The 15,693-nt window shown below is 52.1% G+C and carries 18 protein-coding genes; all 18 read left to right on the plus strand.

The window, feature by feature from the left end:
- The first annotated feature begins 56 nt into the window (after positions 1–56).
- The 18 genes from Psch_RS16365 (at position 57) to Psch_RS16450 (ending at position 15,614) form a co-directional block, all read left to right on the plus strand.
- Positions 57–851: an ABC transporter permease gene (locus tag Psch_RS16365; RefSeq protein ID WP_190258927.1), complete on the plus strand. Its 795-nt coding sequence runs from the start codon at positions 57–59 to the stop codon at positions 849–851.
- Complete coding sequence (locus Psch_RS16370) at positions 848–1,945, plus strand: ABC transporter ATP-binding protein (RefSeq protein ID WP_190258928.1); 1,098 nt, start codon at positions 848–850, stop codon at positions 1,943–1,945. The genes Psch_RS16365 and Psch_RS16370 overlap by 4 nt, the downstream gene beginning before the upstream one ends.
- A gap of 32 nt (positions 1,946–1,977) precedes the next feature.
- Positions 1,978–2,742 (plus strand): Rossmann-like domain-containing protein, encoded by a 765-nt coding sequence (locus tag Psch_RS16375; RefSeq protein WP_190258929.1) that lies wholly within the window; start codon positions 1,978–1,980, stop codon positions 2,740–2,742.
- A 49-nt stretch (positions 2,743–2,791) separates the two neighbouring features.
- Complete coding sequence (locus Psch_RS16380) at positions 2,792–3,829, plus strand: molybdopterin-binding protein (protein WP_190258930.1); 1,038 nt, start codon at positions 2,792–2,794, stop codon at positions 3,827–3,829.
- Positions 3,830–3,916: 87 nt separating this feature from the next.
- Complete coding sequence (locus Psch_RS16385; RefSeq protein WP_190258931.1) at positions 3,917–5,053, plus strand: XdhC/CoxI family protein; 1,137 nt, start codon at positions 3,917–3,919, stop codon at positions 5,051–5,053.
- Positions 5,037–5,849, plus strand: a complete 813-nt coding sequence (gene yqeB / locus Psch_RS16390) for a selenium-dependent molybdenum cofactor biosynthesis protein YqeB (protein ID WP_345789099.1) — start codon at positions 5,037–5,039, stop codon at positions 5,847–5,849. The genes Psch_RS16385 and yqeB overlap by 17 nt, the downstream gene beginning before the upstream one ends.
- Positions 5,850–6,155: 306 nt before the next feature.
- Positions 6,156–6,497, plus strand: a complete 342-nt coding sequence (locus tag Psch_RS16395) for a DUF5320 domain-containing protein (RefSeq protein WP_190258932.1) — start codon at positions 6,156–6,158, stop codon at positions 6,495–6,497.
- 462 nt (positions 6,498–6,959) lie between these two features.
- Positions 6,960–7,433 carry a DUF134 domain-containing protein gene (locus Psch_RS16400; RefSeq protein ID WP_190258933.1) on the plus strand — a complete coding sequence of 158 codons (474 nt, stop codon included), beginning with the start codon at positions 6,960–6,962 and terminating at the stop codon, positions 7,431–7,433.
- A gap of 258 nt (positions 7,434–7,691) precedes the next feature.
- Positions 7,692–8,084, plus strand: coding sequence for an iron-sulfur cluster assembly scaffold protein (locus Psch_RS16405; RefSeq protein WP_190258934.1), 393 nt, complete (start codon positions 7,692–7,694; stop codon positions 8,082–8,084).
- Between the two features lie 45 nt (positions 8,085–8,129).
- Positions 8,130–8,363, plus strand: coding sequence for a DUF4213 domain-containing protein (locus Psch_RS16410; protein WP_190258935.1), 234 nt, complete (start codon positions 8,130–8,132; stop codon positions 8,361–8,363).
- 274 nt (positions 8,364–8,637) lie between these two features.
- Complete coding sequence (locus Psch_RS16415; protein ID WP_190258936.1) at positions 8,638–8,877, plus strand: MoaD/ThiS family protein; 240 nt, start codon at positions 8,638–8,640, stop codon at positions 8,875–8,877.
- Between the two features lie 134 nt (positions 8,878–9,011).
- Complete coding sequence (gene moaA, locus Psch_RS16420; protein WP_190258937.1) at positions 9,012–9,992, plus strand: GTP 3',8-cyclase MoaA; 981 nt, start codon at positions 9,012–9,014, stop codon at positions 9,990–9,992.
- A gap of 39 nt (positions 9,993–10,031) precedes the next feature.
- Positions 10,032–10,466 (plus strand): MOSC domain-containing protein, encoded by a 435-nt coding sequence (locus tag Psch_RS16425; RefSeq protein WP_190258938.1) that lies wholly within the window; start codon positions 10,032–10,034, stop codon positions 10,464–10,466.
- Between the two features lie 200 nt (positions 10,467–10,666).
- Complete coding sequence (gene mobB, locus Psch_RS16430) at positions 10,667–11,176, plus strand: molybdopterin-guanine dinucleotide biosynthesis protein B (protein WP_190258939.1); 510 nt, start codon at positions 10,667–10,669, stop codon at positions 11,174–11,176.
- 38 nt (positions 11,177–11,214) lie between these two features.
- Entirely contained in the window at positions 11,215–11,982 is a 768-nt protein-coding gene (locus Psch_RS16435; protein ID WP_190258940.1) for a HesA/MoeB/ThiF family protein, read from the plus strand.
- 36 nt (positions 11,983–12,018) lie between these two features.
- Positions 12,019–12,198, plus strand: coding sequence for a hypothetical protein (locus Psch_RS16440; protein ID WP_190258941.1), 180 nt, complete (start codon positions 12,019–12,021; stop codon positions 12,196–12,198).
- Between the two features lie 213 nt (positions 12,199–12,411).
- Positions 12,412–13,653 carry a molybdopterin molybdotransferase MoeA gene (locus tag Psch_RS16445; protein WP_190258942.1) on the plus strand — a complete coding sequence of 414 codons (1,242 nt, stop codon included), beginning with the start codon at positions 12,412–12,414 and terminating at the stop codon, positions 13,651–13,653.
- 23 nt (positions 13,654–13,676) lie between these two features.
- Positions 13,677–15,614, plus strand: a complete 1,938-nt coding sequence (locus Psch_RS16450; RefSeq protein WP_190258943.1) for a molybdopterin biosynthesis protein — start codon at positions 13,677–13,679, stop codon at positions 15,612–15,614.
- Positions 15,615–15,693: the final 79 nt, after the last annotated feature.

Raw genomic sequence — 15,693 nt, forward strand, 5'->3', positions numbered from 1 at the left:
TGCATAACCACTGCCTAAAGGTTTTTGAACAATATTTTTAGCACGGGTAAATTTATATGGTAAAGCTGCGTATAGGTTTTTTTCAGGGAATTTTCTGGCTGGTTTTTATTCTGATTACAATTTTTATGGTGGTAATGGTAGGCGGCCTGTTGTTTTATGGGGAATGGGCCGCTTTTCTTTCCGTAATTCGGAATCCGGAATTTCATTTCGCAGTCGTGTTCACGCTGTGGACGTCGCTTCTCGCCACCGTGCTGGCTGCTGCTGTTGCTGTTCCCTGTGGTTTTATTCTTTCCCGCTATCATTTCCAGGGGAAAGCCTTAATCGATGCGCTGATGGATATTCCGATCGTGTTACCGCCGCTGGTCAGCGGGTTGGCGTTGCTGATCCTGTTTGGCCCCGTTTTAGGAAATACACTTGACCGCCTTGGTCTGGACGTTGTATTTTCCGCCCGTGGTGTTGTTGTTGCCCAGTGGTTTATTGCCACGCCTTTTGCCATTAAAACATTTAAGCAAGCTTTTGATGCCATTGATCCCCGGTTGGAAAATGTGGCGCGCACACTTGGCTGTTCTCCAGCGGATGTATTCTTAAGGGTGACTATGCCTCTGGCAAAAGGCGGTGTCCTGGGTGGTTTGACGATGGCATGGGCCAGGGCTCTGGGCGAGTTCGGAGCAACTGCCATGCTGGCCGGCATAACCCGGATGAAAACAGAAACTTTGTCCGTGGCCATATTCTTAAATATGACCATTGGCGACATGCAGTTTGCCATCGCAACTGCCGTCATAATGTTGCTCGTGGCGCTGATCTTGATGAGTGTATTCAAAGTCGTTACCGGAACAGGAGTGCGATTATGAGCCAGGACCTGCTTGAAGTTTATAACCTGACCGTCAATGTCGGCAAGTTCTCGCTAAAAGATATCAACTTTTCAATGGGACCAGGTGACTATGTCATTATTTTAGGGCCGACCGGATGCGGCAAGACTATTTTCCTCGAGTCCATCGCCGGACTTAGGGCGCTGAATAAGGGCGCTTTGTTTTTGAACGGCAAAGAAATCACTCATTTGCCGCCGGAGCATAGATACCTGGGGTTTGCTTATCAGGACAGCCTGCTATATCCGTTTATGTCTGTGAAGGAAAACATTTTATTCGGCGCAAAGGCCAGGAAGATGGCCGGTGGTCCTGAAATATTGCGCCGGATGGAGCAGTTGGCTGCAGCAATGAATATTACCCATCTCCTTGACCGTTATCCAAGGTTTTTAAGCGGGGGAGAAAGGCAGCGCGTTTCACTGGCCAGGGCCATTCTGACCCGGCCTCCGCTCTTGTTGCTGGATGAGCCGCTTTCCGCGCTTGACCAGCAGACTCGTCATGCCATGCAGGAACTGCTGAGAGAAATACATCACACGGAAGGCATCGGCATTATTCACGTGACGCACGACTTTTCGGAAGCTTTGCAGCTTGGCAAGCGTATGCTCGTGCTGCATGACGGGCAGGTTGAACAGGAAGGAGAGCCGCTGGAAATCTTTTATCACCCGGCGACTGAATTTGTAGCAAAGTTTTTGCACGGGGAAAATCTGATTCCCGGCAGAGTCCTCAGGCAGGGTGGTGAACAGTGGTTTGAATACGGCGACGGTGATTTTCTGCTGGGGCCATTGCCAAAAAACTGCCTGACGGAAGGCTTAAGCGAGTCCGGCAAGCTTTCAACTTTATTGATCAGGTCAGGCAGCATTCGACTTAGCCGGGCTGCTGAAGGACCTGCTGCTGCAAACTGCTGGACTGCGCGAATCAAAAGCGTTATGATTGGTTCGACCCATGTTGATGTTTACTGCAACGGGAATGGCCGCTGGCAGGCCAGCCTGTCCCTGGCCGAATGGCAGGGACTTGACTTGCGCAGGGGGGAACAGGTTAGTCTGTCGGTTAGTCCGGAACATCTTCATGTCATTGCCCAATAACAAAGTTATTAAATAATTAGGGGGTTTTGGTGATGGAAGAGGGTAGAACAGGTTCTTTTTTTAGCCGCTTACAAAGAGAGTTTGCTCGGATGGTTGATGAATCTCAGCTCAGGCAGGCGGAGGTCAAAGTCAAGGCAGCGTTGTTAAGCCCGGAAGATGCCCTCGGAGCCACCAAGCGCCAGGACTACGTGCTGCTGAAAGGAAAAGAGCGATTGCTGCAGGCTACCGTTATGGGGTCGAAGGGACAAGCTTTTACCGGCGCACAGGGTGATTTCACCGGGACCCTGGAAGATGTGCTGGCGTTGCCGTTGACCGATGATTTTCAACGGGCCGTATATATCGCCACTCTTAACGCTGTTGCCTGCCATACCGGCAAGCTGGATAATAATGTTCACTGCCGGAATGATGGGCCGGAGCTGTGCGCCCGTCAGGCGGTTGAATATTTTCAAAAAAACTACGGGTGGCCCCGGATTCTCATGATAGGCTATCAGCCGGCGCTGGCGGAAGCATTGCATAACGCCTTCTCTGCTGTAACGGTGCTTGACCTGGACCCGGCAAATATAGGCCGGATCAAAAATGGTGTGCTGATAAGGAGCGGCGCTGACGACTTGGGCGCGTCTATTGCAGCTAGTGATGTTATCTTCGCTACTGGCAGCACCATCTGCAATGCCACTATAGATACAATATATAATGCCGCCATACCGCTCGTCCTGTTCGGGACAACCGGCTCCGGGGCTGCCGCGTTGCTTGGTATCCCCCGGTTTTGTCCTGAAGCCACCTGCGGAAGACTAACTTAATGCGCTTGTAGTCTACTTAATATAAAGGCATTTTCAAGGAGTGACATAAATGAAGTTGCAGACGATAAAGGTAGAGGAAGCGGTAGGAAAGGTGCTCAGCCACGATATCACCCAAATCGTGAAGGGAGAAGCCAAGGGAGCGCTTTTTAAAAAAGGGCACATCATAAGGCCGGAAGACGTACCCGAGCTTTTGCGGTTGGGCAAGGAAAATATCTATATCCTAGACCTTGACCATGGTGACGTCCATGAGGACGAAGCCGGTGTGCGCCTGGGCGAAGCTGTCACCGGCGAGTGGGTAACCTGGTCCGGCCCCAAGGAAAGCCGGGTGAACATGCACGCCGCCTGCGACGGGCTGCTGAAAATCAATATTCCCGCCCTGGAAGCGATCAACGAGCTGCCGGACGTGATTTTATCGACCCTGCCCAACAATACGGTGGTCAAAGAAGGCGAACTGCTGGCAGGGACCAAGGTCATACCGCTGGTCGTACCCGAAACAACAGTCACAGCCGCTGAAGACATCTGCCGGCAGGCTGGCGGCTGGGTCATCAAGGTGCTTCCCTTTAAGGAATTAAAAGTGGGCGCGGTCATTACCGGCAGCGAGGTATATAAAAAGCGTATCCGGGACGGTTTCGGACCGGTCATCACCGAGAAAGTGGAAGCGTTCGGTTCAGAGATACTGGGCATAGATTTCGCGCCTGACAACGCTGAAATCATTGCCGCCAAGATCAACAAAATGGCCTCGGAGGGAGCGGATATCATCTTTGTAACAGGAGGCATGTCCGTCGACCCCGACGACGTCACCCCCAACGCCATTCGCCTGGCGGGAGCCAGGGTGGAGAAATACGGCGCCGCCGCGCTGCCCGGCGCGATGTTTATGCTGGCCTACCTGGGGGACGTCCCGATCATGGGAGTGCCGGCCTGCGGGATGTTTTTCAAAATAACCGTCGTGGACTTAATCCTGCCGCGGTTGTTGGCGGGTGAGCGGGTAACCCGCAGGGACATCGTGGCGCTGGCCTGCGGCGGGCTCTGCAGGGCTTGTCCCGAGTGCCGGTATCCCAACTGCACCTTCGGCAAAGGCTCGCACTAACCTGAAAATAACATTGCCAACGACTATTCAGCGAGGCATGTATGGCAAAATAACGCCAAAAATCCAGGGAGGAGGTTATTGGAGTATATGGAAAGCAACCTGGAGCAAGGGATAACCATAGTGACCGTCATAGGCAAGCAAAACCTTCCCGACAGCCTCTTGGGGCAAAAAGCAATATTCAAAAATAACGGTGAAGGGAAAGCAGGGAACCTGGAGCTGGCCTGGCTGGCAGAGCAGGCGGCGGAAATGGTCCAAAGTAACCGGTCCAACGGGATGTTTGAGGTAGCGACCCTGTCCAACCCGGCCAAACCGGAGCAGAGCGCCACAGTTATGATCGCCCCCTACCAGCCGCCGCATGGACTGATCATTTTAGGCGGCGGCCATATAGCCGTGCCGCTGGCAGCTATCGGGAAAATACTGGGGTACCAGGTTACGGTAGTCGACGACCGGCCTGACTTTGCTCACAAAGAGCGTTTTCCCGGGGCCGACAGAGTCATCTGCTGCGACTTCAGCGACATGGAAAGCCACCTGGAGCTGGGGCCGTCAAGCAGTGTGGTAATAATCACCAGGGGCCACCAGCACGACCAGGAATGCCTGCGCCGGTTGATCAAATACCCCCTGGCTTACCTGGGCATGATCGGCAGCAGGCGAAAGATAAAAATAGTCAGGCAGCAGTTGCTCGAAGAAGGTATAGACGCCGGAAAACTGGAGCAGGTGCACATGCCGGTAGGTTTGGACGTAGGGGCGCAGACCCCCGGAGAGGTGGCCGTAAGTATAGCCGCGGAATTGCTCAGAGAGCGCCGCGGCGGGAGCGCCCGCTCCCTAAAAGACCACAGCCCGCAGAAGTCCGCCGGCGACGTTGAACTGCCTTCCGCGGCGGACAGAGAAGTATTGCAGAAAACGCTCACAGGAGATCAAACACCTGCGGCGCTGGCCACAATAGTAAAAACACGGGGCTCCACCCCCCGCAAAGCAGGCGCGCGGATGCTGGTTTACGGAGACGGCCGGATTTTGGGGACAATAGGGGGCGGTTGCGGTGAGTCGGAGGTCCGGCTGGCCGCCCTTGGTGTGATTGACGAAAACTTGCCGCGCATGTATAAAGTGTCGCTTAGCGCGGACACGGCGGCTGCGGAAGGGATGGTCTGCGGCGGCGCGATGGAAGTATTCATAGAACCGGCAGGCGGGTATCAAGAGGTTTTTAGCGGGGGTGAAAAAAATAAGTAAAAATAAAGCAGTGGTAGTGATAAGAGGAGCCGGCGACCTCGCCTCAGGGGTCGCTTACCGTCTTTACAAGAGCGGCCTGGACGTGATCATGACCGAAATAGAACGCCCGCTGGTGGTAAGAAGGACCGTGTCGTTTGCCGAGGCGGTATATGAAGGGAACGTCACCATAGAAGGGATAGAGGCCGGCCTGGCCGGTTCGGTGGAAGGGGCCCTGTCATTGCTTGAAAAAAAGGTCATCCCGGTGCTGGTGGACCCCGCGGCGGCCGTGGTAAAAGATGCGCGTCCCGCGGTGGTGGTGGACGCGAGGATGGCCAAACGCAACCTCGATACCACCATCGGGGACGCGCCGCTGGTAATCGGCCTGGGGCCGGGCTTCACCGCCGGCGTCGACGTCCACGCGGTAATTGAGACCTGCCGGGGACACCGGCTGGGCCGGGCCATTTACAGCGGCGGCGCCATTCCGGACACCGGCGCTCCGGGAGCGGTGGACGGCTATACCCTGGAGAGGCTGTTGAGGGCCCCTGTGGACGGAGTGATGGCGCCGCGCTGTTCTATCGGGGAGCAGGTAGAAAAAGGAGATGTGGTGGCCTATGTCGAAACAACACCGGTATATGCGGAAATGACGGGAATGGTAAGAGGCATGCTCAAAGAGGGGCTGTGGGTTCCCAAAGGGACCAAGATAGGTGACATCGACCCGCGCCAGGACGCCGAATATGACACCATCTCCGATAAAGCGCTGGCTGTCGGCGGAGGGGTTTTGGAGGCGGTATGTCATTTCCTTAACAGCAACCAGTGAACACATTGAATTACGCAAAGGAACATGATTTGTAATGAAGATTATCAATCCTGAACGGGTTCCTAAGGTCAGGATTGGGTGCAGCCATTGGCTCCGTCTAGTTTAAAAAAATTAGTTGCCAGGGATTATTTCCGGCGCAACTAATTTTTTTGCTCAAGGATTAGTTATACTTCTTGAAAAATGTTGACATATGCCCAAAACCAATTTAAGATAATAATGGGCATATACCTATTTTAGTAAGGCTAGGAATAGTCTTTATGATTTCGCGTAACCGCGATTATTCTAATAAAACGGAGGTGGACAATTATGCCGGGAGGAGACAGGACTGGCCCGCTGGGATTAGGAGCTCGTACAGGTAGAGCAGGCGGGTATTGCGCAGGCTTTGGAGCGCCGGGTTATATGAATCAGGTACCTGGCTTTGAATATGGCCCTGGATGCGGACAGGGGGCAGGTTTCGGTCCGGCCGGCGGCCGGGGAGCCTTCCGGGGACGCCGTTTGGGGCGTTCTTTTAGTGGCGGTTATCAGTATAGCGCTCCAGCATACATTCCTATTCTTTCAAAATTTTTGCTTCATTTGTCAGATAAGCAACTTTCCCTGATGGAAAAAAGGCTCGCAGAACTGGAAGTATTAAAGAAAAGTAAGGATTAGTAACTATCAACACAAAAACATAAATGGCATACACAAAAGGTGGCTCTGCAGTAAGAAATCTTTAACATTAAGATGGCGGGGGCACCTCTTCTTTATGGTTGTAACTGTGGCGCCTTGCGTTTTTTTCCATAATTCCTAATAGGATGACGGCAAAATGATATTTCATTCATAAACTGCTATTGCTCATGCTTGTACCTTTGGATTGAATTAATAATTGACATATGCTCTAAATAATTTATACTTAATATATGAAGAACGCCCATTGTGTCTTAATGAGTAACATATTATGCCATAAGAGATGATATGGGTTCTATGACAGGAAGGAGCAGGTTCATGTGCAGGTAAGTATTACCCGGTTTTTGCCAATCATGGAGGAGTTGAGGATGAAAAATATAGTCCCGGTAAATAAGTGAAATATGGTAGAATAAATATAAATAAGAATATAGAAAGGGGAATGCCAAGTTGGCAAGACCGCCTAAATTGAGAAGGGTTGAATTCATTCCAAATATACAGCACTTTGTGCCTTTAAGCATACAAACAAATACTATCGGAGAAAACGTTTTACTGATTGAGGAAATTGAAGCTATACGTTTAAAGGATCTAGAAAAACTGGAGCAGGAAGAGTGTGCCGAAAAAATGGAAGTATCTAGGCAAACCTTCCAGCGGATCCTCAATAATGCAAGGGAAAAAATTGCCGACAGCATTATAAAAGGAAAAGCTATACGTATAGAAGGCGGGAATTTTACCCGCAATATTTGTCCGGTGCGGTGTCTTGATTGTGGTAAAGAGTGGAAGGAAAGCTATGAAAACTTTGAAAAAGTAATTAATGGCGAATACTCATGTGCGAATTGCCGATCAAAAAAAATAATCTGCCTGCATACCAATGGTCAAAAATTTTGCCGGCGCAATTGCTGGAGAAGGGGAAGGATTGATTAATAAACTATATTTAAAAGAGTCTTGTAAGGCTCTTTTTATTTTTATTGAGTAACAGTGGATATTTCTGGTTTTTGCTGTTTAGAAATATTATCACTGGTTACACTGCTTTGTAATTATTGACAGATTGGTGAAAGAGTGCTATTATTCTTTATAGCCAAATGGGCAAAAGCCCATAATACCCATTGGTCAGCAGCGGAGATGCAGTTGAATTCTTGGCAATTGAATTCTTATCTTAAATTCTATTAAGGACGTGACTGTATGTACGATGAGGTCTATAATGATACGGTATTTGACCATTTCATGAACCCTAGAAATGCTGGAGTGATAAACGATGCAGATGGATTTGGGGTTTGTGGTGATCCTGGTTGCGGTGATTTTTTGACCATATATATCAAAGTTGCAAACGACACCATCGCGGATATAAGCTTTCTTGTTTTCGGATGCGCTGCTGCAATAGCAACAAGCAGTATGACGACCGAACTGGCCAAAGGTAAGGCGTTAGAGGAAGCAATAAAAATAACTGAAGATGATATTATAGAGGCATTGGGCGGGCTGCCGGAGCATAAGCAGCATTGTTCAAACCTTGGGGTAAAAGCTTTAAGAAGCGCTATTGAGAATTACTATAATAAAACCATTGAGAAATACCAATAGAGTAATTAACTATTTATCATTTATTAAGTTGTGGAGGCTCCCGGCATGATTTTAGAACGTGTTTATGATTCAGCCCTGTCAAGGCTTGCGGGGAAAAAAATAAAAGAGGTCAGGATAGGCCTGGAATTGATGGCTGTTGAACTGGATGACGGGGCAATTGGCGTTACCTATGTATTAAGAAAGGAAATAGGTCATGCCTGTGCAGCGCTTCCCAAGGCCGGAAGCCTTTTGGGAATGCCTGCCTGTCCTTTCAGGAACAAGATGGCAATCGTCACATAGAGACGCTATTCACCTTGGTATAAGCCAGTGCGCCGGAATGAAGCAATTAATCAAGTACGGGCAGAAGATGTCAGTAAAAGTTAAGTAATAAAAAAAACCTGCAAGAGTTAATTTTTATACCATTAATGGTTACTATGTTGCATAATGGATGTATGGTTATTCATCAATTTAAAAAAATTGCCGAGGATTGTCCCATTTTAGTATATATGATATAATTTAATAGCTTCTGCGGAAGTTTTATTTGGCGTTCCTTGCAAGAGGAGGCTTAAACTCCATGCATTTAGAAGTAAGAGTGTTTAGTGGGTTGGAAAAACATATTCCGGGCGCCCGCTTCGGACAGCCTATAAAGGTAAATATCACGGAGCATTTTACCTGCAGGATGCTTTTGGACAAGCTCAATATTCCGGAAAAAGAGGTATTTATTGTACTTGTAAACGGTGTGAACACGGCGCTTGATGACGCGCTTGCTGATGGTGACCGCATATCTCTTTTCCCGCCGGTTGGTGGAGGTTGATATTATGCTGACCAGGATAGGAACGGGGCAACATTCGTAGACGCCCTTTTAATTTTTACCGGCATTTATTTAGACTAATTTTCTTAGTAATTGACTTGTCAAATAATTGGACAACATTTGGGAAGGTGATAAGAATGCGGGATACCTATCAGCGGGATATTAACTATCTAAGGGTTTCTGTTACTGATCGCTGCAATCTGCGCTGTGTTTACTGTATGCCGGCTGAAGGCGTTAAGGCTCTTCCCCACGACGAGATTTTACGTCTGGAGGAAATAGAAACCATCGTTAGAGCTGCCAGTCTTATAGGTGTCAAAAAGATACGCCTGACCGGTGGTGAGCCGCTGGTGCGTTTAGGGCTGGAAAGCCTGATCCAGCGTATTTCGAACATCCCGGGCATAGACGACCTTACCCTGACCACCAACGCCCTGCTTCTACCAGGCCATGCGTCTTCTTTAAAGGAAGCAGGTGTTAAAAGGGTGAACATAAGTCTGGATACCCTGCGGACGGAACGCTACCGTGAAATAACCAGAGGCGGCGATCTTGCTACAGCGTGGGAAGGCATCAATGCTGCATTGGACGCCGGAATGCACCCGGTCAAGATCAATACGGTGGTGATGCGCGGCTTCAACGACGACGAAGTGGTGGCAATGGCCCGGCTCACTTTAAACAGGCCGATCCATGTGCGTTTTATCGAGGTGATGCCGATCGGCTCTTCAAATTCCTGGACCAACGGGCGCTTTGTGCCGACTGAGGAAATTATAGCGCAGATAAGCTCCAAACTAGGCCCGCTCCTTCCGGCCAAGATGTCTTCCGGCAGCGGTCCCGCCAAGTATTATCAACTGAAAGGCGCGGAAGGCACGATTGGCTTTATTGCCTCAATGAGCGAACATTTCTGCCAGAGCTGCAACCGGCTGCGTCTTACAGCGAACGGCGCTTTGCGGCCGTGTCTTTACGACAGCCGCGAGGTAGACCTTAAGACACCCCTGCGTGCTGGAGCCGATCTCAAAGAACTCGCGGATTTATTTATGGATGCGGTAGCTCTCAAACCGGATCGCCACCATATGCTGGAGGGCTGGCGTGACAAAAGCAGGGTTATGTCCCAAATCGGCGGCTGATCACATCACAACACCGTTTACGGAAAGGGAGTACTATGAATGGGTATAATAAAAGCGGTATGCGCCAGTGCCGAAAAAGGAATGCGTAAAAAGGATGTTGGGGAAGGATTGCTGGTGCAGGAGCATGGCCTGCAGGACGATGCCCACGCCGGTCCCTGGCGCCGCCAGGTCAGCCTGTTGGCCATGGAAAGCATTGACAAAATGAAAGCGCTGGGTCTTGATGTGGGACCCGGTGATTTTGCCGAAAATTTGACCACCGAAGGAATTGACCTGGTCCACCTGCCTATCGGTACCCGGTTGAGAATCGGAGCTGAGGCAATAGGGGAGGTCACACAGATCGGTAAGGAATGCCACAACAGGTGCGCTATTTATTACCAGGCGGGTGATTGTGTGATGCCGAAAGAAGGCATTTTCATCCGGGTTCTGAACGGTGGTACAGTCAAAAACGGCGACACCATAGAAGTGATTTCTTAACTCTGTTTTACAGCAGCTTATACGTTCCGATGCGGGTGCGAATTCATTCGCACATGACCCACAAGGAATGCAGTAGAAATCCCCAAATCTGCTTCGCTGCACAAGTATGATTTCAATCGCGCTCCCATTATGAACCAGCTCAGGTATACAATGCGGGCGCATCGCAATAACACTTCGCTTTTTAAGGCCGGGAGGTCAAGATGGAAAGGACGGTACCCGTGATCGGTCTGGCCGGTTACTCCGGCTCCGGCAAAACAACATTTCTTGAGAAGCTGATAGCTGCATTGAAGGGCCGGGGCTACCGGGTGGGCGTGATCAAACATACGAGCCACCCGGTTGAATTTGACCGGCCCGGCAAGGACACCTGGCGGCACGCCCGGGCCGGCGCCGATGTGGTAGCCCTTGCTTCCCCGGACAACGTGGCTGTGGTCAGGAAGTTTCAAGCCGCTCCCGGTCCGGAAGATGTCCTTCCGTTGGTGGATGGAGTGGACCTGATCATCATCGAGGGTTTTAAAAAGGGCAGCTGGCCCAAAATAGAAATTATACGCGATGGAGTACCGGAGCGCCCGGTTATACCGGCGGAGGAACTGCTGGCTGTGGTAGGCGGGCCTGCTCCGGTAGAGGGCGTTCCTTTTTATGGGTTGGAAGACGCGGCGGCGGTGGCGGACCTGATCGAAAGGCAATATCTCAAGAAAAGCTGTCATGTATAGACCTTTAGACTTCATGATGATCAAAGGAGCGTAACAAGGTGCAAACAAGAAGTCTCACAGCGGAGCAGCATGAGCTGTACAAAAGGAATATATTACTGACCGGCGTTGGCGTGGCAGGGCAGGAAAAACTGCTGAACTCCGGCGTGCTGTTGGTAGGAGCCGGCGGTCTGGGTTCGCCGGTTGCTTTTTACCTTGCGGCCGCAGGAGTAGGACGGATGGGATTGATTGATGCGGATACCGTGGGGCTTTCCAACCTGCAGCGGCAAATTTTACATGCCGTACCAGACCTGGGCCGTCCTAAGGTTGTTTCGGCAGGTGAGAAGCTGCACGCGCTCAACCCCGATTTGATTTTGGACCTTCACCAGGAACTCTTTGACGTTAGGACCGCTGCCGATTTGGTTCCGAACTACGATATTGTCATTGACTGTACCGATAATTTCCACGCGAGGTATGTCATCAATGAAGCCTGTCTCAAGGCGAACAAGCCTTTTGTTTATGGCGGGGTGCTGGCCTGGGCCGGCCAGATGTTTACGGTTTTACCCGGCCGGGGGCCCTGCTTCAGGTGCATCTTCCGCGACGACCCGCCTGCCGACGCTCCCTCCACTTCGGAGTTGGGCATTCTCGGTGCGGTCCCAGGGGTAATCGGGGTATTGCAGGCTTCCGAAGCCATTCGCTACATCCTCGGGATTGGGGAACTGCTGGTGGGAAGGATGCTGATCTATGACGCGCTTTCAGCTTCGTTCTGTGAAGTTGCTCTGGAACGGGACAGTGAATGCCCGTCCTGCGGCAGCATGAACTGTGATTAATTTTTATTTAGAATCGAAAAAGAAAGGGTGGGCAAAATGTCAGAAATAGCGTCTGAAGTTTTGGAAGCAGTGCAAAGAGCGGCCAAGGATGGCCGGATGAGCTGTACGGAAGCCAGAAAATTGGCGGAAGAGCTTAAAGTTCCGGTGGGGTCCGTGGGTGAGGCAGCCGACGAGCTTAAAGTAAAAATAACGTCCTGTGAGCTTGGTTGTTTCTAATTACGCTGGTTTTTCATTGTAAACAAAAAAGTTAGCAAACATGCAATTGCAATTAAAAGAGTATGTTGGATGTTGGTCGTAGGGCGTAAGACGTAAAGAATATTTATTTAGAGTTTTAGGTGATTGGTATCTTAAGAGACCCAAAAGGAAGGCAGTATATACCTGCGCCCTGCGCCCTACGCCTTGCGACTTTTCACTTTTTCGAGGTGTTACATGGCCGAACTATTTAATGCTTTAACGGTGCACAAGGCACGGGCGGCCTTAGCCCTGCACCTGCCGCCGGCCAAGCCGGGTGTTAAACTGGCTCTGCTGGAAAGTCTGGATCGCCGGCTTGCTCAGGAAGTACGGGCGTCGGAAGATGTACCCGGCTTTGACCGTTCAACGGTAGACGGCTATGCCGTGCGGGCAAGGGATACTTACGGGGCCACCGAGGGTATGCCTTCATATGTCGATATCGCCGGTGAGGTGACGATGGGCCGCGAGCCGAAGGGTGGGGTCAGGACCGGTCAAGCCTGGCGGATAGCCACCGGCGGCATGCTGCCGGCGGGGGCCGATGCCGTAGTCATGGTTGAATATACTGAAGAACTTGACGCGCGCACCATCGGCGTCACCAGGCCGGTGGCCCCCGGTGAAAATGTGGTGCGGCGGGGTGAGGATATCGGCGCGGGAGAGATCGCGTTACCGGCCGGTCACCGGATCAGGCCCCAGGACCTCGGCATGCTGGCGGCAGTCGGTATCACCCAGGTTGAGGTGGTCCCGCCCCTAAAGGTCGGCATCATATCGACGGGGGATGAGCTGGTTGGTCCGGCAGACACTCCCGGACCCGGCCAGGTCAGGGATATTAATTCTTATGCCCTTTACGGCGCGGTACATAATTGCGGGGGGGAACCCCGGCTTTACGGGATGGTCAGGGACATATATGAAGAGCTAAAGATAACTCTTGAGCAGGCCTTGCAGGAAAACGACCTGGTGCTCCTGTCGGGGGGAAGTTCAGTGGGCGCCCGGGACGTGGCGGCCAGAGTAATCGACGCGATGGGAGAACCCGGGGTGCTGTTCCACGGTATTTCGGTTAAACCGGGCAAGCCTACCGTTGGGGCGGTTGTGAACGGCAAGCCGGTCTTCGGCCTGCCGGGTCACCCGGCTTCCGCCATGGTTATTTTTGAATTGATGGTGGCGCCTTTGTTGCGTACAGGAGGCTATCATTTTGATGGAGAGGACCACCCGCTGGATTTCCCCCTGCGGGCTGTTATTACCCGCAATCTTCACTCGGCTGCCGGCCGCGAGGATTACATCAGGGTCAAGTTGTCCAGCCGTGATGGACAGTTTTATGCCGACCCGATTCTGGGTAAGTCCGGCCTGATCGGGACTATGGTCAAGGCCGATGGTCTGGCCCGCATCCCGTTCGGTAAAGAAGGTGTTGAGGCCGGAGAACTGGTCGAAGTGAAATTATTTTAAAAGATAATAGGGGTTGAATCAGTATGAAGCGCAAGGTGTATCTGGACGACTTGCCCTGGGAAGAAGCCCTGGAAAACTATTTGACTTATCTTGAGAGGATCGGAGCGCTGCATCCCGGCCGGCCGGAGTCCATCGATGTGGAAGAAGCCCTTGGGCGGGTCACCGCCGCTCCTGTCTATGCCCGTATTTCTTCACCCCATTACCATGCCTCGGCCGTGGACGGCATGGCTGTTCAGTCGGCTGACACCTACGGGGCCTCCGAAACCACTCCGAAGCATTTGAAAGTCGGGGCAGAGGCCGTTCTTGTTGATACCGGAGATCCCCTCCCGGCAGGTTGCGACGCGGTAATAATGATCGAAGACGTGCATTACGTGCAGCCCGACGTGATAGAAATCATCCAGGCCGCCCATCCCTGGCAGCATGTCCGTATGGTGGGGGAGGACGTTGTGGCCACAGAAATGATCCTGCCCGCCAACCAACTGATCAGGCCTGTAGATATCGGCGCGGCCCTGGCGGGCGGCATCCTCAAGATATACGTCCACCCGAAGCCGAAAGTTGCCATATTACCTACCGGCACGGAATTGGTACAGCCCGGTACGGAGTTGAAGCCGGGAGATATCATCGAATATAATTCCCGCCTGCTGGGCGCTATGGTGAAACAGTGGGGGGCTGTCCCCATGCGCCGGGAGATTACCGTTGATAATTTTAAAAGTCTGCAGGAAGTAGTTGCCTCTGCTGTCGACGGGGCCGATATTGTTTTGATCAATGCCGGGTCATCAGCCGGAAGCGAGGATTTTACCGCCGATGTGATCAGCTCCCTGGGCAAGGTCCTGGTGCATGGGGTTGCCACCAGGCCGGGCAAGCCCGTGATCCTGGGCGAGGCGCATGGAACACCGGTAGTCGGTGTGCCGGGTTATCCGGTTTCGGCTTACCTGGGTCTCGACCTTTTCGTTAAGCCGCTAATTTGCAGGAAACTGGGCGTCGTGCCGGCCCAGCGCAGTACAATCGAAGCCATCATCTCCAAGAAAATGGTATCCCCCCTGGGGGTTGAGGAATTTGTCAGGGTCAAACTGGGTCAGGTTGGCGAGCGAGTCATCGCTACCCCCATCTCGCGTGGCGCAGGTGTGTTGATGTCCCTGGTGCGGGCCGACGGGATGATCCGGTTGCCCCGCTTGTCGGAAGGCTATAAAGCCGGTGAAAAGGTCCCCGTGGAATTATTCCGGACACCGGAGGAAATCAGGGAAACCAGCGTGATCATCGGCAGCCACGACATAGCTCTGGATGTACTGGCCAACTACCTGCGGCAAAAGTATCCTGCCGCCACCCTTTCATCCGCCCACGTGGGCAGCCTGGGCGGACTGACTGCCTTGAAGCGCGGTGAGGCGCATTGTGCAGGTACGCACCTTTTGGATGAGGAAACCGGTACGTATAACGTGCCTTATATTGAGAGGCTTCTGCCGGGGCGGGAAGTAGTCCTGGTAAACCTGGCGCACCGGGAGCAGGGTCTGATCGTGGCCGCCGGCAACCCCAAGGGTATTCAGGGACTGGCAGACCTCACCCGGCCGGATATAACCTATGTCAACCGCCAGCGTGGCGCCGGCACCAGGGTCCTGTTGGATTACCTGTTAAGGAAAGCCGGTATCGAGCCTGACCTTATCCAGGGTTACGAACTTGAGGAGTACACGCATATGAGTGTTGCCGCCGCCGTTAAGTCCGGGTCGGTAGACGCCGGGTTGGGCATCAGGGCTGCGGCCCAGGCTCTGGAATTAGATTTTATAGCTATTGAGGAAGAGCGCTATGATCTCTGCATCCCGGCGGAATTCTGGGAAACCCCCCATATCCAAAGGATGCTGGCCGTCATGGCCGAGCCCTCCTTCCAGGAAGAGGTAAGAAACCTGGGCGGCTATGACCTGCGTGACTGCGGGCGGGTAATGTGGAGGAGTAAAGCAATCCAGGGTTAAGACTGTTTGCTGCATAGAAAAATCCGCTTTCAGAGGAAAAAAATTCTGTGGCGGATTTTTTTGTTTTAATGTCAGGGAT

This window comes from Pelotomaculum schinkii, assembly GCF_004369205.1.
GTDB lineage: Bacteria > Bacillota > Desulfotomaculia > Desulfotomaculales > Pelotomaculaceae > Pelotomaculum_C > Pelotomaculum_C schinkii.

Coding starts and splice junctions, on each gene's coding strand:
- Psch_RS16365 (WP_190258927.1), top strand. CDS start 57: ATGGTAAAGCTGCGTATAGGTTTTTTTCAGGGAATTTTCTGGCTGGTT.
- Psch_RS16385 (WP_190258931.1), top strand. CDS start 3,917: ATGGAAAGCAACCTGGAGCAAGGGATAACCATAGTGACCGTCATAGGC.
- Psch_RS16425 (WP_190258938.1), top strand. CDS start 10,032: ATGGGTATAATAAAAGCGGTATGCGCCAGTGCCGAAAAAGGAATGCGT.
- Psch_RS16370 (WP_190258928.1), top strand. CDS start 848: ATGAGCCAGGACCTGCTTGAAGTTTATAACCTGACCGTCAATGTCGGC.
- Psch_RS16410 (WP_190258935.1), top strand. CDS start 8,130: ATGATTTTAGAACGTGTTTATGATTCAGCCCTGTCAAGGCTTGCGGGG.
- Psch_RS16380 (WP_190258930.1), top strand. CDS start 2,792: ATGAAGTTGCAGACGATAAAGGTAGAGGAAGCGGTAGGAAAGGTGCTC.
- Psch_RS16405 (WP_190258934.1), top strand. CDS start 7,692: ATGTACGATGAGGTCTATAATGATACGGTATTTGACCATTTCATGAAC.
- Psch_RS16375 (WP_190258929.1), top strand. CDS start 1,978: ATGGAAGAGGGTAGAACAGGTTCTTTTTTTAGCCGCTTACAAAGAGAG.
- moaA (WP_190258937.1), top strand. CDS start 9,012: ATGCGGGATACCTATCAGCGGGATATTAACTATCTAAGGGTTTCTGTT.
- Psch_RS16450 (WP_190258943.1), top strand. CDS start 13,677: ATGAAGCGCAAGGTGTATCTGGACGACTTGCCCTGGGAAGAAGCCCTG.
- mobB (WP_190258939.1), top strand. CDS start 10,667: ATGGAAAGGACGGTACCCGTGATCGGTCTGGCCGGTTACTCCGGCTCC.
- Psch_RS16395 (WP_190258932.1), top strand. CDS start 6,156: ATGCCGGGAGGAGACAGGACTGGCCCGCTGGGATTAGGAGCTCGTACA.
- Psch_RS16445 (WP_190258942.1), top strand. CDS start 12,412: ATGGCCGAACTATTTAATGCTTTAACGGTGCACAAGGCACGGGCGGCC.
- Psch_RS16440 (WP_190258941.1), top strand. CDS start 12,019: ATGTCAGAAATAGCGTCTGAAGTTTTGGAAGCAGTGCAAAGAGCGGCC.
- Psch_RS16415 (WP_190258936.1), top strand. CDS start 8,638: ATGCATTTAGAAGTAAGAGTGTTTAGTGGGTTGGAAAAACATATTCCG.